The 20,943-nt window shown below is 66.8% G+C and carries 20 protein-coding genes; 7 read left to right on the top strand and 13 right to left on the bottom strand.

The features are described 5' to 3' along the window. Window positions 1-127: 127 nt before the first annotated feature. Window positions 128-2,746, top strand: coding sequence for an alpha-glucan family phosphorylase (gene glgP, locus ACFVTD_RS13355; RefSeq protein WP_387563572.1), 2,619 nt, complete (start codon window positions 128-130; stop codon window positions 2,744-2,746). Window positions 2,747-2,812: 66 nt separating this feature from the next. Here glgP and ACFVTD_RS13350 read toward each other — a convergent pair whose 3' ends face one another. The 8 genes from ACFVTD_RS13350 to ACFVTD_RS13315 form a co-directional block, all read right to left on the bottom strand. After that, a complete protein-coding gene (locus ACFVTD_RS13350; protein ID WP_387563569.1) occupies window positions 2,813-3,169 on the bottom strand; it encodes a barstar family protein in 357 nt (118 codons plus the stop codon). Between the two features lie 7 nt (window positions 3,170-3,176). Next, a complete protein-coding gene (locus tag ACFVTD_RS13345) occupies window positions 3,177-3,665 on the bottom strand; it encodes a ribonuclease domain-containing protein (protein ID WP_387563566.1) in 489 nt (162 codons plus the stop codon). A gap of 31 nt (window positions 3,666-3,696) precedes the next feature. Next, window positions 3,697-5,796 (bottom strand): glycogen debranching protein GlgX, encoded by a 2,100-nt coding sequence (glgX, locus tag ACFVTD_RS13340; protein ID WP_387563563.1) that lies wholly within the window; start codon window positions 5,794-5,796, stop codon window positions 3,697-3,699. A 90-nt stretch (window positions 5,797-5,886) separates the two neighbouring features. Further along, window positions 5,887-6,876, bottom strand: coding sequence for a 23S rRNA (guanosine(2251)-2'-O)-methyltransferase RlmB (rlmB, locus tag ACFVTD_RS13335; RefSeq protein WP_387563560.1), 990 nt, complete (start codon window positions 6,874-6,876; stop codon window positions 5,887-5,889). Window positions 6,877-6,955: 79 nt separating this feature from the next. Then, on the bottom strand, window positions 6,956-8,422 hold the full coding sequence (gene cysS, locus ACFVTD_RS13330; RefSeq protein WP_387563557.1) for a cysteine--tRNA ligase: 1,467 nt from the start codon (window positions 8,420-8,422) through the stop codon (window positions 6,956-6,958). 9 nt (window positions 8,423-8,431) lie between these two features. Then, window positions 8,432-8,944, bottom strand: coding sequence for a 2-C-methyl-D-erythritol 2,4-cyclodiphosphate synthase (gene ispF / locus ACFVTD_RS13325; RefSeq protein WP_387563554.1), 513 nt, complete (start codon window positions 8,942-8,944; stop codon window positions 8,432-8,434). Beyond that, window positions 8,941-9,723 carry a 2-C-methyl-D-erythritol 4-phosphate cytidylyltransferase gene (ispD, locus tag ACFVTD_RS13320; protein ID WP_387563551.1) on the bottom strand — a complete coding sequence of 261 codons (783 nt, stop codon included), beginning with the start codon at window positions 9,721-9,723 and terminating at the stop codon, window positions 8,941-8,943. The genes ispF and ispD overlap by 4 nt, the downstream gene beginning before the upstream one ends. A gap of 107 nt (window positions 9,724-9,830) precedes the next feature. Continuing rightward, window positions 9,831-10,313: a CarD family transcriptional regulator gene (locus tag ACFVTD_RS13315; RefSeq protein WP_011690592.1), complete on the bottom strand. Its 483-nt coding sequence runs from the start codon at window positions 10,311-10,313 to the stop codon at window positions 9,831-9,833. Window positions 10,314-10,584: 271 nt separating this feature from the next. Here ACFVTD_RS13315 and ACFVTD_RS13310 point away from each other — a divergent pair, with 271 nt between their 5' ends. Further along, window positions 10,585-11,172 (top strand): hypothetical protein, encoded by a 588-nt coding sequence (locus ACFVTD_RS13310; protein WP_387563608.1) that lies wholly within the window; start codon window positions 10,585-10,587, stop codon window positions 11,170-11,172. 76 nt (window positions 11,173-11,248) lie between these two features. Here ACFVTD_RS13310 and ACFVTD_RS13305 read toward each other — a convergent pair whose 3' ends face one another. Beyond that, window positions 11,249-11,929: a response regulator transcription factor gene (locus ACFVTD_RS13305; protein WP_141180782.1), complete on the bottom strand. Its 681-nt coding sequence runs from the start codon at window positions 11,927-11,929 to the stop codon at window positions 11,249-11,251. Then, window positions 11,926-13,173: a sensor histidine kinase gene (locus ACFVTD_RS13300; protein WP_387563605.1), complete on the bottom strand. Its 1,248-nt coding sequence runs from the start codon at window positions 13,171-13,173 to the stop codon at window positions 11,926-11,928. The genes ACFVTD_RS13305 and ACFVTD_RS13300 overlap by 4 nt, the downstream gene beginning before the upstream one ends. A 204-nt stretch (window positions 13,174-13,377) precedes the next feature. Here ACFVTD_RS13300 and phoU point away from each other — a divergent pair, with 204 nt between their 5' ends. Continuing rightward, window positions 13,378-14,040, top strand: coding sequence for a phosphate signaling complex protein PhoU (gene phoU / locus ACFVTD_RS13295; RefSeq protein WP_387563548.1), 663 nt, complete (start codon window positions 13,378-13,380; stop codon window positions 14,038-14,040). Window positions 14,041-14,113: 73 nt separating this feature from the next. Here the strand turns inward: phoU and ACFVTD_RS13290 are convergent, their stop codons facing one another. Beyond that, window positions 14,114-14,860, bottom strand: a complete 747-nt coding sequence (locus tag ACFVTD_RS13290) for a phosphoglyceromutase (RefSeq protein WP_387563545.1) — start codon at window positions 14,858-14,860, stop codon at window positions 14,114-14,116. Window positions 14,861-14,967: 107 nt separating this feature from the next. Here ACFVTD_RS13290 and ACFVTD_RS13285 point away from each other — a divergent pair, with 107 nt between their 5' ends. After that, window positions 14,968-15,822: a class I SAM-dependent methyltransferase gene (locus ACFVTD_RS13285; protein ID WP_387563542.1), complete on the top strand. Its 855-nt coding sequence runs from the start codon at window positions 14,968-14,970 to the stop codon at window positions 15,820-15,822. Here ACFVTD_RS13285 and ACFVTD_RS13280 read toward each other — a convergent pair. Next, window positions 15,807-16,160, bottom strand: a complete 354-nt coding sequence (locus ACFVTD_RS13280; protein WP_387563539.1) for a DUF2516 family protein — start codon at window positions 16,158-16,160, stop codon at window positions 15,807-15,809. The genes ACFVTD_RS13285 and ACFVTD_RS13280 overlap by 16 nt on opposite strands. A 9-nt stretch (window positions 16,161-16,169) precedes the next feature. Further along, window positions 16,170-17,360 (bottom strand): trans-sulfuration enzyme family protein, encoded by a 1,191-nt coding sequence (locus ACFVTD_RS13275; protein ID WP_387563536.1) that lies wholly within the window; start codon window positions 17,358-17,360, stop codon window positions 16,170-16,172. Between the two features lie 133 nt (window positions 17,361-17,493). Here ACFVTD_RS13275 and tmk point away from each other — a divergent pair, with 133 nt between their 5' ends. The 3 genes from tmk to ACFVTD_RS13260 are packed head-to-tail and all read left to right on the top strand — an operon-like array spanning window position 17,494 to window position 20,941. Beyond that, window positions 17,494-18,204: a dTMP kinase gene (gene tmk / locus ACFVTD_RS13270; protein ID WP_387563533.1), complete on the top strand. Its 711-nt coding sequence runs from the start codon at window positions 17,494-17,496 to the stop codon at window positions 18,202-18,204. Then, window positions 18,201-19,364, top strand: coding sequence for a DNA polymerase III subunit delta' (locus ACFVTD_RS13265; protein WP_387563530.1), 1,164 nt, complete (start codon window positions 18,201-18,203; stop codon window positions 19,362-19,364). Before tmk ends, ACFVTD_RS13265 begins: the two co-directional genes overlap by 4 nt. After that, window positions 19,361-20,941, top strand: coding sequence for an alpha/beta hydrolase (locus ACFVTD_RS13260; protein WP_387563527.1), 1,581 nt, complete (start codon window positions 19,361-19,363; stop codon window positions 20,939-20,941). Before ACFVTD_RS13265 ends, ACFVTD_RS13260 begins: the two co-directional genes overlap by 4 nt. Window positions 20,942-20,943 lie beyond the last annotated feature (2 nt).

Below are 20,943 nucleotides of genomic sequence, written 5' to 3'. Positions count from 1 at the left end.
CCGGATTGCTAAGCCTGCTCACTAAAAACGGTGTGCCGCAGCCGAATTTCTTCACGCCCCTGTCATTTACCCAAAAGAAACCGAAAGCTGGTTCCAGCCGCGCATGTTGTCGGTTAGTGTGGCGCAGGTGAAGGCAATCCGCAGGTTTACGGTCCGTACAGTCCTCCCCGAACCCATTCGGCCCCTGGCCAGGCTGGCCAGCAATTTGCGGTGGTCCTGGCACCGCCCCACCCGCGAACTTTTCGCCGGGCTGAACCCGCGCCTCTGGGAGGAAAGCGGCCAGGACCCCATCGGATTCCTGGGCATGGTCAGCCGCGAGGAATTCCAGCAGCTCGCCGCGGACCAGTCCGTGGTGGAAAGGGTGCGCGCCGCCGAACAGGACCTTGACCGGTACCTCCAGGAGCCGCGCTGGTACCAGGGCCTGGGCCCGGACGCACCAGCCTCCATTGCGTACTTCTCCCCCGAGTTCGGCATCACCGAGGTCCTCCCCCAGTATTCGGGCGGCCTGGGCATCCTCGCCGGCGACCACCTGAAGGCAGCCTCGGACCTTGGCGTCCCCCTGGTCGGGGTGGGCCTGCTGTACCAGGCGGGCTACTTCAAGCAGTCGCTGTCCCGCGATGCGTGGCAGCAGGAGACCTACCCGGTCCTTGACCCGGACGGCCTGCCGCTGACGCTGCTCCGGGAACCGTCTCCCGACGGCAACGGCAAGGCCCTGGAGGTTTCCCTGCCCCTCCCCAACGGGCGCCGGCTCCTGGCACACATCTGGCGGGCCGACGTCGGCCGTGTTCCCCTGCTCCTCCTGGACTCCAACGTGCCGGGCAACGACGACGCCGCCCGCAGCATCACCGACCGGTTGTACGGCGGCGGCGGCGACCACCGGCTGCAGCAGGAACTCCTGCTGGGGATGGGCGGGGTCAAGGCCCTGCGCGCCTTCCAGAAACTCACCGGCTGCGCCGCGCCGGAGGTGTTCCACACCAACGAAGGGCACGCAGGCTTCCTGGGGATCGAACGCATCCAGGAACTGATGTCCGGGGAAGAAGCCCTGACCTTCGACGAAGCCCTCGCCGCGGGCCGCGCCTCCACGGTGTTCACCACCCACACGCCGGTCCCGGCCGGCATCGACCGGTTCGAGATCAACCAGATCAGCCACTTCTTCCAGGCCGGCCTGGCTCCCGACGTCCCGCTGGACCGTGTCCTGGAGCTGGGGCGGGAAAACTACGCGGACGGTAACCCGGCCGTCTTCAACATGGCAGTCATGGGCCTGCGGCTGGCCCAGCGGGCCAACGGAGTGGCCAAGCTCCATGGCGAGGTGTCCCGCGGCATGTTTTCCGCCCTCTGGCCGGGCTTCGACCACTCCGAGGTGCCCATCACCTCGGTCACCAACGGCGTGCACGTGCCCACCTGGGTGGACAGCCGCATCTCCAAGCTCGCCCGCGACCAGTTTGGCAGCGAGGCCGAGGCGCTGGGCAAATGGGACCTGGCCTACAACGTCAGCGACGCCGACGTCTGGGCGCTGCGCCGCGAGATGCGCGCCGCCCTGGTAGAGGATGTCCGCCGCAGGCTCCGGGCCGCGTGGAAGAAGCGCGGCGCGGCCGACGCCGAACTCGGCTGGACCGACAACGTCCTGGACCCGGACGTGCTCACCATCGGCTTTGCCCGCCGCGTGCCCACCTACAAACGGTTGACCCTCATGCTGCGCGAGCCGGCGCGGCTGAAGGCGCTGCTCCTGCACAAGGACCACCCCATCCAGCTGGTGATCGCCGGGAAGTCGCATCCGGCCGATGACGCCGGGAAGAAGATGATCCAGGACCTGGTGCGTTTCTCGGATGATCCGGAGATCCGGCACCGCATCGCGTTCCTGCCCAACTACGACATCGCCATGGCCAGGACCCTGTTCCCGGGCTGCGACGTCTGGCTGAACAACCCGCTGCGTCCGTTGGAGGCCTGCGGCACCTCGGGCATGAAGGCGGCCCTGAACGGCTCATTGAACCTGTCAGTGCTGGACGGCTGGTGGGATGAGATGTACGACGGCGAGAACGGCTGGGCGATTCCCACGGCCAACAACGACGCTTCCCCCGAGGAGCGGGACGACATCGAGGCGGCGGCACTGTACGAGCTGCTGGAAACGCAGGTGGCACCACGCTTCTACGGCAGCACGGTATCCGAGGCTGCAGGCGCTGCCGGCCCCTCCACCACGCCGAGGGAGAAGGTGCCCACCCACTGGGTCTCCATGATCAAGCACACCCTCTCGCACCTGGGACCGCAGGTCTCCGCTGAACGCATGCTCCGCGACTACGTGAACATCCTCTACCGCCCCGCGGCGGAAGCAGGCCGCAGCGCCACCGCCAACTCGTACACCCAGGCCCGCGCACTGGCGTCGTGGTCGGCCAAGGTGCGCGGCGCCTGGCCGCAGGTCCACGTGGAGCACGTGGATTCGGTGGGCGTGTCCGAGGACCCGCAGATCGGCGACACCCTCCAGGTCAACGCCTACGTGGCCCTGAACGCCCTCACCCCGGAGGACGTCTGCGTCGAGGTGGCCTATGGCAGGGCCGAAGAGAACGACACCCTGGCCGACATCACCATGATGGAACTCCAGGTGAAGGAGGACCTGGGCAACGGCCGCCACCTGTTCAGCAGCTCCCTGGTGATCGACCGCTCCGGGCCGTTCGGCTACACCGTCCGCGTCCTGCCCCGGCATGACGCCCTCGCCTCGAAGGCCGAGCTCGGGCTGATCGTGAACGCTTAGCCCTTTTCGGGTCGGACCGGCAGGCCTGCTTCCTGGCGGGCCTGCCGGTCCGTTTAGGGAGGCAGCTTAGAGCAGCACGGCGGTGACGGCGAGGTCCTTGCCCGCGTACCGTTCCGCGTCCTGCAGGATCTCGCAGATGATCCCGAACGACCGGTCAGCGCGGAACGGCGCCGCCACCTGCCACAGCAGCGTGACGGGAGGGTTGCCGTTCCCGTTGATGCTGTCCGCGAAGTCGTGGAGCGAGTCGTTCAGCGCATCGAGGTTCACGCCGTAATGCTCGGGAAAGTCCAGCACCTCGCCAAAGGTCTCCAGGACGGTGCGTTTACTGTCCGCCGGAGGGACCACCACGCTGCGGCGCCCGGCGTCGGCCACCTGTTCCTGCAGCTCTTCGAGGGTCCAGGTGTCGCCGGAGAAGATTCTCATGGTTGTGCTAGCTGCCTTCCGCTATGTACTTGAACGTTGCGTAGTGGTCCCCGGTGTAATACTTCTCCCCGTCGTTGCCGGCCACGATGCGCCGGGCGCCCCGGTCCGTTTCACCAGGTGTGGGGACGGTGTACTCGCGGTAATAACCGCGGTCCCGGGCGGGGAGGACGCGTTCGAAGTTGCCGAACACCTGGTCATCCTGGCCGTACTGGAACGGTCCGCCCGCCCGGATCAGCGCCAGCACCCGGCGGCCCTCCACCGGCAGCGCAGATTCCCGGATCTCCGGCAGGCTGGAGGGGTTGGCGGCGCGGTGGGGCACCGACTGCTTCGCCGCCGGGGAGGTGGCCGTCCCGGGCCGGGTGTCGGCAGCGCTGGAGGTGGCTCCCGGCGTCGTGCCGTCCGTCTGTTGGCCCAGCAGTCCAGCGCCGCCGAACGCCACCACGGCCAGCACCACCAAAGTGGTAAGGATCAGCGGGAGGATGGAGCGGTTGCGCATGCGGGTCTGACTGACGGGTGGAGGGAGGAGTCTACGTGCGGTAGATGCTGATGGAGTTGGCCTCGGCAAGGTCGATCTCCCCCGCCGCCACCTGGATTCCCTGCCGCTCCTTGTGGCGGGGCGAAGTGGTGAGCCGCAGCTCGAACAGGCCCGGAGACGGCTTTCCGGCGTCCGGCAGGGTGACCTCGACATCGTGGGCGCCGCCGTTGACCACTACCAGGCCGGCAAGGTCGCCGCCGTCGTCGCGGAGCAGTAGCTGCAGGACGCGGTGTTGCGGATCGTTCCAGCGCTCGGCGGACATGGGCTGGCCGTGCTGGTCGAACCAGTAGAGGTAGGACTGTTCGTCGCGGACCGGGAAGTCGTGGGGCTGGGCAGCCAGGAACTCCTTGCGCAGCCGGATGTACCGTTTGGTGCTGCGCAGCATCTCGTGTGCCTCTGGCGTCAGCGTCCAGTCGAGCCAGGTGATGGCGTTGTCCTGGCAGTAGGCGTTGTTGTTTCCGTGCTGCGTCCGTGCCAGCTCGTCCCCGGCGGTGATCATCGGGACGCCGAGCGAGACCATCAGCGACACCATCAGGTTGCGCCGCGACTGGGCGCGCTGCTCCAGGATTGCGCCGTTCTCGGTGGGGCCCTCAACGCCGTGGTTGTAGCTGCGGTTGTCCCCGTGCCCGTCCCTGTTTTCCTCGCCGTTGTCCTCATTGTGCTTGCGGTCGAAGGACACCAGGTCATTCATGGTGAAGCCGTCATGGGCGGTGACGAAATTGACCGATGCCAGGCGCGAACGGCCGGAGGCCTGGAAGAGGCCGGCGGAACCGGACAGGGCGTCGGCAAGCTTTGCCATCGTCCCGCCGTGCCCGCCGGAATCGATGGCTGCCCGGTCGGCCAGCCAGAATGTCCGGACGGCGTCGCGGAAGTGGTCGTTCCAGTCCACCCACCCGCGCGGGAACCGCCCGGTCTGCCAGCCGCCGTAGCCAACGTCCCAGGGCTCCGCAATCAGCTTCACCTCGGCCAGGACGGGATCGGCGGCGACGGCCGTGAGGAAGGGGTGGTGGGGGTCGAATTCGTTTGCGGCATTGCGGCAGAGCGTGACTGCGAGGTCGAACCGGAAGCCGTCGATGTGGAATTCGTCCACCCAGTAGCGGAGGGAGTCCGTCACCAGCTGGACCACGTGCTGGTCCCCGAAGTTGAGGGTGTTGCCGCAGCCGGTGGTGTCGATGTACTTGCCGCTGCCGTCCACGCGGTAGTACGTGTCTTCACCGAGGCCGCGGAAGCTCAGGACAGGGCCGTCCGCCGTGCCCTCGGCGGTGTGGTTGTAGACGACATCGAGGATGACTTCCAGCCCGGCGGCATGAAGTGCCTTCACCATGGCCTTGAACTCGTCCTGGACAGCCTGCGGGCCCGCTTCCTGGGCCGGGCGGGTGGCGTAGCCGGGGTGCGGGGCGAAGAACGCTGCGGTGTTGTACCCCCAGTAGTTGCTGAGCCCCAGGTCCTGCAGGTGTGGCTCATCGATGTGGAAGTGGACGGGCAGGAGCTGGACGGACGTAATGCCCAGGCTGGTGAGGTGCTCTACGACGGCGGGGTGGGCCAGGCCGGCATAGGTGCCCCTTAGCTCTTCCGGCACATCGGGATGGAGCATGCTCTGGCCGCGGACATGCGCCTCGTAGACGATGGTGTTTCGCCAGGGAAGGCGCAGCCGTTCGTCGGTTTCCCAGTCGAAGTCCACGGCCGTGCGGACGCTGGTGAGGAAGCCGCCGTCCTGGTCCACTCCCCTGCCGTACGGATCCAGCAGCAGCGGCTGGCGTCCGGAGCCGTTGCCTGCCGGAAGCTCCGGGGGCAACGGCTGGGCGTCCGACGTCGGGCGGAAACCGTAGCGCGATCCATACGGCAGGTCCTCCACGATGCCGTGGTGGACGCCCTTGGTGACATTGGGCAGCGTTTGGATCCGCCACTGGCCACCGGGAGGGCAGTACGCAATGTCCAGGCTGGCGACGCCGGGGGCGAAGCAGGCGACGTTTGCGCGTCCGCCGGTGTGGTGGCGGGTACCGCCGGAATCAGCGCGCGGGACGCTGACACCGAGGGGAACAGCCGAGGAGGCGTCCATGGTGGAAGCAGTGTCGAAAAGCGGCATGACCATCACCTAAATAGTAGCGGCCAGCGGCACTTGACCTGCCCGGACGCCCCTGCGGCGCCTTGGAATCCGCCCGCACGTTACGGGCCGCCGAAGCTATCCCGCGGAGCGCTGGCGGGAAACCTCGTACAGCGAGATGCCCACGGCCATCGAAGCGTTCAGGGACTCCATGGCGGAATCGATGGGGATGGAGACGATCTGGTCGCAGTTTTCCCGGACCAGCCGGCTCAAACCCTTCCCTTCCGAGCCCACCACGATGCACACCGGTTCGGTGGCCAGCGTGAGGTCAGGCAGCGAAACGTCGCCGTCGCCGTCGAGCCCCAGGACGTAGATGCCCATGTTCTTGAACTGCTTCAGCGCGTTGTTCAGGTTGGAGGCACGGGCCACGGGCACGCGGACGGCGGCACCGGCGCTGGTCTTCCATGCCGAGGCGGTCACGCCCACGGAACGGCGCTCGGGCACGATGACGCCGTGGCCGCTGAAAGCGGAGACGGAGCGGATGATCGCACCCAGGTTACGGGGGTCGGTAATGCCGTCAAGGGCAACGAAGAGCGGCGCGTTGGAGATGTGCCCCTTCTTCCACTTGTCCACGGTTTCCTCGGCGAGCTCGTAGGCGTCGAGGTACTCGTAGGGCGGGATCTGCAGGACCAGGCCCTGGTGGACGGCGTCGTCCGTCATCCGGTCCAGTTCAGGCTTACCGGTTTCCAGCAGCGGGATGCCACGTTCGGCGGCAAGCTTCAGGGATTCCTTGACCCGGTCGTCCATTTCAATGCGGATGGCAACGTGGAGTGCCTTCGCCGGGATACCGGCACGGAGCGCCTCGACCACGGAGTTGCGTCCGGTGACTACTTCCTCGGTGGCACGCCCCTTGGGGCCGGATTTCGCGGCGCCGGCGCTGCGGGCCCCGGTCCCCCGCTTCGCTGCGGACCGTTCGGCAAGCTGCTTGGCCTTGTGCGCTTTGTGGTAGACCCGGTCCTCGGCCTTGGGCGTGGGGCCCTTGCCCTCGAGGGCCTTGCGGCCATGGCCACCGGTTCCGACGGTTGGGCCCTTCTTCGCTTTAACCGATCGGCGACCATTGTTGGCCATGATGTCCCACCCTTGATTGTGCTGACTGAATCTGGCTACCAGTCTACTGACCCGAAAAAAATCGGGGACAGCGGCCTGTTCAGTCCCGCTTGAGGCTCCAGGTGGCGCCGTCCGGACCGTCCTCCACCAGGATGCCTGCCTGGTTGAGGGTGTCCCGGATGGCGTCGGACTTCGCCCAGTCCTTGTCGGCGCGGGCATCAGCCCGGGCCGAGAGCTGCGCCTCGACCAGGACGTCGAGCGCCTCGGCCTCACGCGTGCTGGCTTTTTCCGAGCCTGCGACGGCGTTGAGCCCCAGGACGTCCGTCATCAGGACGACGGCGTGCAGGGCGCTCCGGGCGCCGTCGTCGTCCCCGTCTGCAAGGGCTGTGTTGCCCGCCCTGACCGTCTCGTGCAGTGCTGCCAGGGCGCGCGGGACGTTGAGGTCATCATCCATGGCGTCCCGGAATGCCTGGACATTCGCGGATGAGGAGCCGTGGCTGCCGTCGACAGGGCCCGCATCCCCGCCGAAGCGTGCCGCAGCCTTCGCCAGAAATCCGTCGATGCGTTCGACGGCCGCCGCTGCCTCCTGCAGGGACGTGGGACGGTAGTCAAGGATGGACCGGTAGTGCGCCTGGCCGAGGTAGTAGCGCACCACGCGCGGTGGGGCGAGTTCGAGCATTTCGGCCGGGCTGATGGTGTTGCCGATGGATTTGGACATCTTTTCGCCCTGGTACGTCACCATGCCGTTGTGCATCCAGAAGTTGGCGAATGGGTGCCCGGCTGCCTGCGACTGCGCCATCTCGTTTTCGTGGTGCGGGAAACGGAGGTCCAGGCCCCCGCCGTGGATGTCGAAGGCGGCACCGAGGTACTTGGTCACCATGGCGGAGCATTCGAGGTGCCAGCCCGGGCGCCCGGCACCCCAGGGCGAGGACCAGCTGGCGGTGGCCGGTTCCCCTTCCTTGGAACCCTTCCACAGCGCAAAGTCGCGGGGGTCCTTCTTGCCGCGGGGATCGGCGTCGGGCGCCGCCTGCATGTCATCGATGTTCTGCCGGGTCAGCGCACCGTATTTGTCCCAGGAGCGGACGTCGAAGTACACATCGCCTGAGTCGTCCAGCGCCGGGTAGGCGTGGCCGCGGTCGATGAGCTGCTGGATCAGTGCATGCATTTCGGGGATATGTCCGGTCGCCCGGGGTTCGTACGTGGGGCGGGAGACGCCCAGGGCGTCGTAAGCCTTCAGGAATTCCTGTTCGTAGCGGTATGCCAGGGCCCACCAGTCCTCGCGGGCCACCTCGCCCGGCTCGGGGCTGAAGTCCGGGGCAAATGAGGCCTGGGACTTGGCGAGGATCTTGTCGTCGATGTCCGTCACGTTGCGGACAACCGTGACGCGCAGGCCGCGGTACTGCAGCCAGCGGGTGAGCTGGTCGAAAGCGATGGCGGAGCGGATGTGGCCTACGTGCGGCATCCCCTGGACGGTCGCGCCGCAGTAGTAGAGGCTGACCTTGCCCTCGACGAGGGGGACGAAATTCCGGACGTCGGCGGAGGCGGTGTCATAGAAGCGCAGGGTCACCGCTCCAGACTAGCCGATGGGTGCGGCGGGCCGGGGGTACACCAAGGCGGTGGCTACGGCGGAGATTCCCTCGCCGCGCCCGGTGAATCCCAGGCCGTCGCTGGTGGTTGCCGTGACGCCAACGTGGGCGCCTGCCGCCTCGCTCAGGACCCTTTGCGATTCTTCCCGCCGCGGCCCGAATTTGGGCCGGTTGGCGACGAACTGCACGGCGACGTTGCCGATCTCGAATCCTGCAGCCCGGACGATCCGGGCTGCCTCGGCCAGCAGGGTCACCCCGGAAGCGCCGGCGAACTCCGGGCGGTCCGTCCCGAAGTGGGTGCCAAGGTCGCCGATGCCGGCAGCCGAGAACAGGGCGTCCGCTGCAGCGTGGGCCACGGCGTCACCATCAGAGTGCCCGGCGAGGCCGCGTTCGCCGGGCCAGAGCAGGCCACCAAGCCACAGCGCGCGCGGGGAATCCTCGGGGGCGTAGGCGTGGACGTCGATACCCACCCCGGTGCGGGGCAGGACGGTGTCCGGGCTCATCCCTCCACCCACCTGGCACCGAGCGGGCCCTCGAGGAGGCCTTCGGCGAAGATGAGGTCAAGGGGCGTGGTGATTTTCAGGGACTGTGTCGACCCGCGGACGGCGTGCACCGCGGTGCCCAGCATTTCCACGAGCATGGCGTCGTCGGTGACGGCCGCTGCCTGCTGCTGGTCCAAGGCCTGGGCGGCCTCGTGCGCCTGCAGCAGCGTGCCGAGGGTGAAGCCCTGCGGGGTCTGCACCGCCCGCAGTTCCTCGCGCCGGGCGGTGCCGGTGACAACTTCGGGGGCAACCGCGGCGTCGCTGCCGGTGGTAGCCGCAACTGTCTTGACCGTGTCCACGACCGGGAGAACCGGAATGACTGCCGCGGCGCCGGCGACCAGGGCGTCGGAGACACGGTGGAAAACGGATTCGGGGGTCAGGGCACGGGCGGCGTCGTGGACGAGGACGGCTTCGATGCCTTCCATCAGCCCAGCGATTCCGGCGCGGACGGACGCGGGCCTGGTGGATCCGCCGTCAACGACGGTCAGGAGGGGGCCGCCGTCGGCAAGTTCCTCCTGGAAGTCGTCGCACAGCTGGCGCAGGCCTTCGTCGCCGGGAGGCAAGGCCACGCACACTTGGCTGGCCACGCCTGAAGCAACAATGCCCCGCAGGGCATGCATCAGGATCGGCTCTCCGCCCAGGGGCACTGCTGCCTTGGGCATGCCGTAGCCAAGGCGTTGCCCGGAACCTGCGGCAACCACGATGACTGCTGTGACCAGGCGCGTGGGTGATTCACTCATGCGGACTAGCCTACGACGCCGCACCATCGCTTGGGTGCCTGGGACACCACCGGGGGTGGGCCCAAAAAAAGCCCCGGCGGCACGTGCGTGCAGCCGGGGCTAAATTCTTAGGAAGCCAGGACCTCGTCGAGAACGCTTGCCGCTTTCTCCTCGTCGGTCTTTTCAGCCAGCGCCAATTCTGAAATCAGAATCTGGCGGGCCTTGGCCAGCATTCGCTTCTCGCCTGCGGAAAGGCCCCGGTCGTGATCCCTGCGCCACAGGTCGCGAACAACCTCTGCCACCTTGATGACGTCACCGGAAGCAAGCTTCTCCAGATTTGCCTTGTACCTGCGTGACCAGTTGGTGGGTTCCTCGGTGAACTCGGCACGGAGCACATCGAACACGTGCTCCAGGCCTTCCTTGCCCACTACGTCCCGGACCCCAACAAGGTCAACGTTCTCTGCTGGAACTTCAATGGTCAGATCACCCTGAGCCACCTTGAGCTTGAGATACATCTTCTCTTCGCCCTTGATGGTGCGCATCTTGATTTCTTCAATCTTCGCAGCACCGTGGTGAGGGTAAACTACTGTCTCGCCGACCTCAAATACCATGTGGACATTTCCCCTTTCCCGCAGACCAGTTTATCACGATTCAGGCATATGACCGGCCGGAGAAAGGTCTCCCAACCGCGAAAATACGCGGGAAAACGGCCCAATCGACCCCCTCCACCCCCTTGACGGATGCGCGGATTAGTGCATGTGGTGAGCGCTCCCACAGGGGATGTGACACTGCCGAATCCTCGTTTGCCCCTCTTTGCGGATAGGCTATGGCTGAAAAAGACTTCAAATTTCTTGAGGAGTACGTGACGTGCGTTCCACTGCGATGAACCGGGCCCAGCGCGGCAAACTGGCACTGACGGCTGCTGCCCTTGGCGCCAGCCTGCTGACCGCAGGCTGCGGTTACATCACGCCCCAGCAGACCAGCCACCAGTACTCCGCCTCGGACGGCATCCGCGCGGACCTCGGTCCGCTGCAGCTGCGGAACATCCTGATCGTTTCCACCGGCGAAGACGAGCCCGGCCGCCTGATCGGCGCTGTTTACAACTCCTCCTCCAAGGATGTGAAGCTCACCGTCAACGGCGCGAAGGGCTCACAGACCGAGATTCCGGTGAAGGCCAATTCCTCCACCATGCTGACCGACAAGACGGACGCGGCCATCCTGAGCACCACCGGCGGCAAGCCGGGCTCCCTGGTGGACGTCAAGATCAGCGAGAACGGCACCAACGTCAGCAGCACGGTCAAGGTCCCTGTCCTGGACGCCACCCTCCAGGAGTACAAGGACTACGTCCCCACCCCCAGCCCTTCGGCGACATCCACGCCGTCGTCCTCTTCGTCGGCCAGCGCGGGTGCAACCTCCTCCGCCTCCGCGACCTCCAGCGCCACGGCAACGGCGACTGCCACCAGCCGCTAGGGCGGACGCTGGTAGAAACAGACACAAAAAGGGAGGAGCCCACGGGGCTCCTCCCTTTTTTGCGGTATTTTCCGGCCTACGGCTCGAACTTGTATCCGAGGCCCCGGACGGTCACCAGGTACCGCGGGGCCGAAGGATCCGGTTCGATCTTTCCGCGGAGGCGCTTCACGTGGACATCCAGGGTCTTGGTGTCGCCAACGTAGTCGGAGCCCCACACCCGGTCGATCAGCTGGCCACGGGTGAGCACCCGGCCCGAGTTACGGAGGAGCATCTCGAGCAGTTCGAACTCCTTCAAGGGAAGCAGGACCTGCTCGCCGTCCACGCTCACCACGTGCCGTTCGATGTCCATCCGGACAGGGCCGGCCTGGACGGTGGCGGAAATCAGTTCTTCCGGCTCGCCCTGGCGGCGCAGGACGGCCCGGACACGGGCCACCAGCTCCCGGGAGGAGTAGGGCTTGGTGACGTAGTCGTCCGCGCCGAGCTCCAGGCCCACCACTTTGTCGATTTCAGAGTCCTTGGCGGTCAGCATGATCACGGGAACGGTGGAGCGCTGGCGGAGCTGGCGGCACACCTCCGTGCCGGAAAGCCCGGGAAGCTGCAGGTCCAGCAGCACCAGGTCGGCGCCGTTGCGGTCGAATTCGGTGATGGCGTCCAGCCCGTTGTCCACCACCTCAACCTCGAATCCTTCTTTGCCCAGCAAATAGGACAAGGGATCGCTGAACGACTCCTCGTCCTCGACAATCAAAATCCTGCTCAAGCGCTAGCTCCTCGTTCTGTTGCGCCGGCGGCGCGTGATACTTGGGTAAGAGTGGGCTGTTCCGGCGTCCCCTGGGCGGGCGGCAGTGCCGGCTCGACGGAACTGGAGGTCCCGGCGTCGCCGTCCTGCCCTTCCATCTCGGGCAGCCGAAGGGTGAAGGTCGATCCCTGGCCCGGCTGGGACCACAGCGTCACTTCGCCTCCGTGGTTCGATGCCACGTGCTTGACGATGCTCAGGCCAAGGCCGGTACCGCCCGTCTGCCGGGACCGCGCCGCGTCCACCCGGTAGAAGCGCTCGAAGACGCGTTCCTGGTCCTCCGGCGACAACCCGTCCCCCTGGTCGGTGACGGAAACGGATACCAGGCCGTCCCTGGACCGGACCCCGATGCCGACGCGGGTGTTGGGCGGGGAGTAGCGGATGGCATTGTCGATGAGGTTCCGCAGCGCGGTGACCAGGAGGTCCTGGTCCCCGAACACCTTCCCTTCCGTCCTGCCGCCCACCACGATGCTGATGTTCTTGCTTTCGGCGGGGAGCTGCGACCGGTCCACGGCCTCCGCGATCACCGCGTTGATATCAACGGGACCGCCCTGCTGCGTCACGCTGGCGCCCTGGAGGCGGGAAAGTTCAATGATGTCCTGGACCAGTGCGGCCAGGCGGGCGGACTCCTTGTGCATGCGCTTGGCGAAGCGCCGCACGGCTTCTTCGTCATCGGCGGAGGATTCCAGGGCCTCCGCCAGCAGGGAGATGGCGCCCACCGGGGTCTTCAGTTCGTGCGAGACGTTGGCGACGAAGTCGTTGCGGATCTCTTCGGTCCGCGTGATTTCGGTCCGGTCATCAGCAAGGAGCAGGATGTATTCCTCCCCCAGCATGGCCGCCCGCACCTGGACGATGATGGTTCCCTGTCCCAGCGGTCCGCGCGGAAGCTCGAGCTGCTTTTCCAGGATGACGCCGTCCCGCCGGACCCCCGCGGTCATATCCAGGAGTTCCTTATGGACTACGGTGTGCCCGCGGACCAGGCCGTAGGCGTAGGCTGCCGGGCTGGCACGGACCACGCCGTCGACGTCGTCAAGCACCACAAACGCGCGGCCGACGACGGCAAGCACCTCCGCGGCGCCGGCCGGCAAGGCGAGTTCCCCGGCATCGACATCCAGCAGTTCGCGCTGTTTCTCGCTGACCCGGTAGGCAAGCACGCCAAACGTGCCAAGCGCCAGGCCGATAAGGCCGGCAACCAGACCAATGAGCATAGGATCCACAGGTCCACTTTATGCTCTTGCCTGTCGCCTCCAGCCGACTCCGGCCACTTACGGCGTAGGTTCAACTAACGTTCACCTGTGTGGGGATAATCGTTTACCGGGCGATGACAAAGTTAAAGGTCAGAGCGCCCAACGGCGATACGATTCCTGCTGCCCTGGAGCGGCCGGCGGGAGTTCCAAGGAAAGGACGCCCACGTGCGTAAGGTTTTTCAGGAAGAGCTCACCCAGGTTGGTGACCAGCTGGTGGAGATCTCCCGCCTGGTCAGCGAAGCGATGGAGAAGGCCACTACCTCATTCCAGGTAGCGGACGTTGACCTCGCCCAGGACGTCATCGCTGCGGACGCACGCATTGACTTCCTGCAGAACAGCCTGGATGAGCGGGCCATCGACATCCTGGCGCTGCAGGGTCCTGTCGCCAGCGACCTGCGCATGATCGTAGGGTCCCTCCGGATGAGCGCCTCCCTGGAGCGGATGGGTGACCTGGCCCGGCATATCGCACAGCTGGCCCGCCTCCGGTACCCCTCCATGGTGATCCCGGAATCCATGACGGAGACCTTTAACCGGATGGCCGAACTCGACCAGGAGATCGCAGACAAGCTGACGGTCCTGCTCGAGAGCCGCGACCTTGAGGTGGCCCGCGACATCCTCAAGGCGAACACTGCCATTAACGACCTGCACCTGAGTGTCTTCAAGGCCATTGCTGCTCCCGAGTGGACCGAGTCCCCGGCCACCACGGTGGACGTTGCCCTCGCCAGCCGCTACTTCGAGCGCTTCGCGGACCACGGCGTATCCGTGGCCCAAAAGGTCACGTACCTCGTGACGGGTGCGTGGCAGCCGAACGCCACCGAGCACAGCTAGGCACAAACCGCTGGAATACGACGGCGGGCTGGTCACCTGAGGTGGCCAGCCCGCCGTCGTACGCGTTAAAGGCTTATTTCTTGCCTTGGTTAGCAACGGCCAGGATAGCCTGCTCGGCGGCCTCGGGATCGAGGTAGGTTCCACCCGGCTTGACCGGCTGGAAGTCCTCGTCGAGGTCGTAGACCAGCGGGATGCCGGTGGGGATGTTCAGGCCGGCTATGGCTTCGTCGCTGATGCCGTCCAGGTGCTTGACCAATGCGCGCAGCGAGTTGCCGTGGGCGGTGACCAGGACGGTCTTGCCGGCCTTGAGGTCTTCCTTGATGTCCGATTCCCAGTAGGGCAGCAGCCGCACCAGGACGTCCTTCAGGCACTCGGTGCGCGGGAGGGCGTCGCCCAGGTCCGCGTAGCGGGGATCGTGGGCCTGGCTGAACTCGCTGTTGTCGTCCAGGGGCGGCGGCGGGGTGTCGTAGGAGCGGCGCCACTCCATGAACTGCTCTTCGCCGAACTCGGCGAGGGTCTGGGCCTTGTCCTTGCCCTGCAGCGCACCGTAGTGGCGTTCATTCAGGCGCCAGTCGCGCTTGACCGGGATCCAGCCGCGGTCGGCCTTGTCCAGTGCAATGTTTGCGGTGTTGATGGCGCGCTTCAGCAGGGAGGTGTAGAGAACGTCCGGAAGGATGTTGTTCTCCACCAGCAGTTCGCCACCGCGCGCTGCTTCCGCGCGGCCCTGGTCGTTCAGGTCAACGTCCACCCAACCGGTGAACAGGTTCTTGGCGTTCCATTCGCTGTGGCCGTGGCGCAGCAGGATCAGCTTGTAAGTCATGATTTTCATCCTAGCCGAGCGGTGTTGCCGCCCGCCCAGCGTTACAAGGGATCACGCAGGCCCGGGGTGGGCGGGACACCGGCGCCGGGCGGGGATAGGGTTGGGCGGTGGTTCAAAAGGCTGAGCGGGTGGACGCCCCGCAACTTTCCGGACGGTCGTCCGCGGCCGGAAAGGGCCGTCCCGTGGGCAACGTGACCCGCGGCACCACCAACCCGAACCGGATGCGCCGGGTTGACCGGTGGCTGACGGGACCGCAGGCCTGGCGCCTCCGGTCCGCGGCGGACCCGCTGGTGGTTGACCTGGGGTACGGCGCAACGCCGGCCACCGCCGTCGAACTCTACGAAAGGCTCGCTGTTATCAGGCCGGACGTGCGGGTCTGCGGCATCGAAATCGAGCCCGAGCGCGTCCGGGCGGCGCTTCCGCTGCAGCGTCCCGGCTTGACCTTCCAGGTGGGCGGCTTCGAGCTGCCCGTTCCCGGGCAGCCCGTGCTGGTGCGGGCCTTCAATGTCCTGCGGCAGTACGAGGAGGCCGATGTGCAGGGCATCTGGCGCCTGGTGCAGGACCGGCTGTCCCCCGGCGGCTTGTTCGTGGACGGCACGTGCGATGAGATCGGGCGGCGCGTCACGTGGGTGGCCCTGGACCGGGAGCGTCCCCTGTCCCTAAGCATCTCGGTCCGTTTCGGCAGTTTCGAGCTGCCTTCCGAAGTTGCCGAGCGGCTGCCTAAGGCCCTGATCCACCGAAATGTCCCCGGTGAACGTGTGCACGCCTTTATGCAGGCCCTGGACAAGGCATGGCTTGGCAGCGCTCCGCTTGCGTCATTTGGCAACCGGCAGCGCTGGGTGGGCATGTGCCGAAGTTTGCGGAACTCCGGGTGGCCCGTCCAGGACGGCCCCGGCAGATGGCGCCTGGGGGAACTGACGGTGGACTGGGACGCTGTGGCGCCCGTTCACCAAGGGCCGTAAGGGCCCATGTTCCTGCTGCCGCCGCGGCCGGCGTCCTTCACGGCGGGGCGGACGTCCGCAAGGTAAACGGAAGCGGCGACCACCGCGGCCAGGCCGAACAGGCCGAGGGTGCTGAAGAGGCCTCCGCCGGACCCGAACAACGAGATCACGCCGACCAGGGCCGAGCCGCCGGTCAAGGCCAGCCAGAAGGTCTTGGTCCGTTTGCCGGTGGCTTCGAAGGCGTTGGGCCGGTGCCGGGCACAGTCCACGAACGCCCACAGCTCAAGACCCAGGGCCACCAGGCCAAGAATGAAGAACACTGCCTGCTCTACGTAACTGATGATTAGTCGACCGTCCACAGACCCAGCCTAGCCGCCCAGCGTGTCCAGCGCCTGCTCCAGGTCCGCCCAGAGGTCCTCTACGCCCTCCACCCCGACGCTCAGCCGTACCAGGTTCTCCGGGACGCTGGCGGGTTCGGCTGTGTGCCGGCGCCTGCGTTCAATGAGGGACTCGACGCCGCCCAGGGACGTGGCGGGCAGCCAGAGCTCCAGTGCCCGCACCAGTTTGTCCGCGGCGTCGGCGCCGCTGAGGCCCGCCGCGGGGGCCACCTGGATGCAGATGATGGACCCGAAACCCTTCATTTGCGCCTTCGCGCGGACGTGCCCCGGATCGGTGTCGAGCCCGGGGAACCGGATGGACTCGACGGCGGGGTGCACTGCGAGGCGGCCCGCGAGGACCATGGCTGATTCCTGCGACCGCTCCACCCTGAGTGCGAGCGTCCGCAGGCCGCGGAGTGCCAGCCACGACTCGAACGGACCGGCGATGCCGCCGTGGATGGTGCGGTGGTGCAGCAGTTCGGCGCGGATGTCCGGGTTGGAGGCAACCAGGGCGCCAAGGACGACGTCGGAGTGCCCGGCAAGGTACTTGGTCACCGAATGGAGTACGACGTCGGACCCCAGCAGCAGGGGCTGTTGCACCAGGGGCGTGGAGAAGGTGTTGTCGGTGACAACCATTGCGCCGGCTGCATGGGCGGCTTCTGCGACGGCGACCATGTCCGCGATCCCCAGCATGGGGTTGGTGGGGCTTTCGAGCCACAGCATGGAGGCGGCTTTTGCATCCTGTCCCTGGGGGGCAAGGGCATCCTTGACCGCACCGGTATCGGCAATATCCACGGTCCGGAGTTCGATGAAGCCTTTGTTGGCGAGTTCGGAGGCCATCACCAGGGAGCCCGAGTAGCTGTGGTTGGGCATGACCAGCACCCCGCCGGCCGGGATCAGGGACAGCGCGGAGCTGACCGCCGCCAATCCGGATGCGTAGAGCAGCCCGGGCAGCGCCGCTCCCTCAAGCTGGCCGAGTGCCTCCTCGAACGGGTCCCAGGTGGGGTTGGAGTACCGGCCGTAGCCCCGGTCGCCGTCACCGAGCGGCCCGGTCCCGAAGTAGGTGGAGGAGAGGGTAATGGGAGGATTGACCGGCTGGTCCCTCTCCCTCGGCGGCCGTCCGGCCGCCACCACCACGGTCTCGGGTGCAAGGGACGCGGCCTGGTGCTCGGAAAGACTCATGGTCAAAAGGGTACTGTTGCAGCCAATCGGGCCGAAAAGCAGTGTCGATTTGTGGACGCCGGTCCGTCCACTGCTCCTGCACAGGGGGTATCAGGAAGCCAGGAATGTCGCCATGCCTCGGTAGGCTTGAGTAGTGAACAAAAAGAGGGCCGGCGTATTCATCGCATTCGAAGGTGGCGATGGTGCCGGCAAGTCCACCCAGGCGGCCCGGCTGGCGGAGGCCCTTGAATCCCGCGGCTACACCGTGCTCCGTACCCGCGAACCCGGGGGCACGCCTGTCGGCGAAAAACTGCGGTCCCTGGTGCTTGACCACGGCAACGGCGAGATCGACGCCCATACAGAGGCCCTGATGTTTGCCGCTTCCCGCGCCGCGCACGCCACCCAGGTGATCCGCCCGGCCCTTGCCCGCGGCGAGATTGTGCTGACCGACCGCTACATAGATTCCTCCGTGGCCTACCAGGGGGCAGGCCGAAACCTGGGCCAGGACGCCGTGCGCAGCCTCAACGAGTGGGCAACCTCGGGCCTCCAGCCGCACCTGACCGTCCTGCTGGACGTCGACCCTGGGCTGGGGCGCCACCGCAGGACTGCCGGCCAGGCAGCCGAAGACCGGCTGGAATCCGAAGCCGACGAGTTCCACACCCGCATCCGTGAGGCGTTCCTCGGTCTTGCAGCCGGACGGCCCGCGTCCTACCTGGTCCTCCCCGCCCGCCTCCCGGTTGACGACTTGGCCGGGCGGATCCTCGCCCGGGTGGACGCCCTGCTTGATGCAGTACCGGGATCGGCGGCGCAGGAGGCAGTACCGGTGCCGGCGCCGGGAGCAGCCTCCGGCGGTGGTGGCTCGTGACCGTTTGGGATGACCTCCAGGGCCAGCCCGCCGTCGTCGAACAACTGCGCCAGGCCGCGGGCGGTGAGGGCCTGACCCACGCCTGGCTGTTCACCGGTCCTCCAGGGTCCGGCCGTTCCAACGCCGCGAAAGCGTTCGCAGCCGCGTTGAACTGCGACCAGGAGGACGTGGGCCTTCGTGGCTGCGGACAATGCCAGGCGTGCCACACGATCTTGGGCGAAACCCATTCGGATGTGACCTTCGTGCGCACCGAAAAAGTCACCATCACGATTGACGAGGCCCGTGAGCTTGTTGCGACGGCGGGCAACCGGCCGTCGTCGGGCCGCTGGCGGATCATCGTGGTGGAGGACGCCGACCGCATGGCCGAACGGACCACCAACGTTCTGCTCAAGGCCATCGAGGAGCCGACGCCGCGCACCGTGTGGATGCTGTGCGCCCCCTCGCCCGCCGACGTCCTGGTCACCATCCGCTCCCGCTGCCGCAGCGTGGCCCTCAGGTTGCCGCCGGCCTCGGACGTCGCGGCGCTGCTGGTCCGGCGCGACGGCGTAGACCCGGCCCTCGCGGAACAGGCAGCCCGGACGGCGCAAAGCCACGTGGGCATCGCACGCCGACTGGCCAGGGATCCTACCGCAAGGGAACGCCGCCTGGAAACTGTCCGTTTTCCGCTGGGACTGCGCGGCGTAACGGCCGCCGTCATGATGGCGGACAAGCTGGTCAAGATCGCCACGGCGGAGGCGAACAGCTCCAATGAGGAGCGCGACGCCGCGGAGAAGGCCAGCCTCCTTGCTACGCTGGGAGCACCGGAGTCCGGCACCCTGCCGCCAGCAATGCGCAGCCAGGTGAAACAGCTCGAAGACGACCAGAAACGCCGCGCCAAGAGGTCCATCACCGACTCCCTGGACCGGACGCTCACCGATCTCCTGTCCTTCTACCGGGACGTGCTGGTCATCCAACTGGGGAACGCCGTGGAACTGGTCAACGTTGAGCTGAGGGGTGAGCTGGAGGAGTTCGCAGCCCACACCACCCCGGAAGCCACGCTGGCCCGCATGGACGCCATCAACAAAGCCCGCGAACGCATCACCACCACCAACGTCGCCCCGCTGCTGACCATAGAGTCCATGGCGGCCAGCCTGATCCAGCCTTCCAAGGAGACCCGATGACTGCCCGCCCCCTGCCCGCACGCCACAGGTCCCTGGCGGTCGCCGTCCGCGCAGCGGGCGCCATGGCCCTGGCCATGGTCCTGGCCATGGTCCTGGCCTCGTGCAGTCTCCTCAACGGCGGCGACAGGAACCCGCCGGAGGCGGCCACCGCCAAGGCTGATCCGTCCATTGTGGCGTCTGCTCCTGCCGGGCTGGAGAAGTTCTATTCGCAGGAAGTCGTGTGGCAGGCGTGCGAAGGGGAATTCCAGTGCGCCAAAGTGACCGTGCCCGTGGATTACGCCAATCCCGGCGGGGAGACGATCCAGTTGGCCGCCTTGCGCGCGCCGAGCACGGGCAAGAAAACCGGCAGCCTGCTGGTCAACCCTGGCGGCCCGGGCGCGTCCGGCTACGACTTCGTCAAGGACGCCGCTGGAACCCACTTTTCGGCTGCAGTCCGCAACGCCTACGACCTCGTCGGTTTCGATCCGCGCGGCGTAAAGCGCTCGGCCCCAGTCACGTGCATGTCGGACGCCGAACGTGACGCCTCCCGGGCCAAGATCTACGCCCTTGAGACCGATTCCGGGCTGCAGGCGGCCCTTGCGGACAACAAGGCCATCGCTGCGCAGTGCGCCGCGCAAACAGGCCCGGTCATGGCCCATATCGACACCGTCAGCGCCGCCAAGGACATGGACGTCCTGCGGGCCGTCGTGAACGACTCCAAGCTGAACTACCTGGGGTACTCCTACGGCACGTTCCTGGGATCCACCTATGCCTCGCTGTTCCCGGACAACGTGGGCCGCATGGTGCTCGATGGCGCCCTTGACCCCTCCATCAGCAACGAAGAGCTCACCAGCGGCCAGGCCAAGGCGTTCGAAAAAGCCCTGCACACTTACGTGGCGAGCTGCCAGAAGCAAGGGAAGTGCCCGCTCAGCGGCAACGCCGACTCCGGCGTGCAGCAGATCCGGGACCTGATCGACTCCATCCGGGAGACACCCCGCACAGCCAAGGACGGGCGGCTGGTCAATGCAACCACGTTTGTCAGCGGCCTGATCACGCCGCTGTACAACGACCAAAGCTGGCCGGCACTCACCCAGGCCCTTGAGGCGGCCATGTCCGGCGATGTGAGCCTCATGCTCCGGCTTGCGGACCTGGGCGCCGACCGTGCCTCCGACGGTTCGTACACGTCCAATTCCACCTTCGCCTTCAACGCCATCAACTGCCTCGACTACCCGATGGTTTCGGATGCCGCCGGCATGCGTGCGGAGGAGAAGCGGCTCGAACAAGACTCCCCCACCCTGGGCTACTTCTTCGCCTACGGCGGGACCACCTGCGCCGACTGGCCCTATAAGAACGTCCGCACGCCTGCGCCGGTGGAATACAGCGGCGACTCCCCCATCGTTGTCATCGGAACCACCGGCGATCCCGCCACGCCCGTTGCCTGGGCCGCGTCGTTGCGCAAGCAGTTGGGGAACGCCTCGCTGCTGACCTGGCGCGGTGAAGGGCACACCGCCTACGGCCGGGCCAACAGCTGCCTTGAGGACGCGGTGGACAACTACCTGGTGGGCGGCAAGCTGCCGGCCGACAACACCGTCTGCTGACC

The organism is Pseudarthrobacter sp. NPDC058119, assembly GCF_042884655.1.
Taxonomy (GTDB): domain Bacteria; phylum Actinomycetota; class Actinomycetes; order Actinomycetales; family Micrococcaceae; genus Arthrobacter.
Note: the sequence above shows the minus strand (reverse complement) of the source record. Positions and strands in the feature narration are given on the sequence as shown.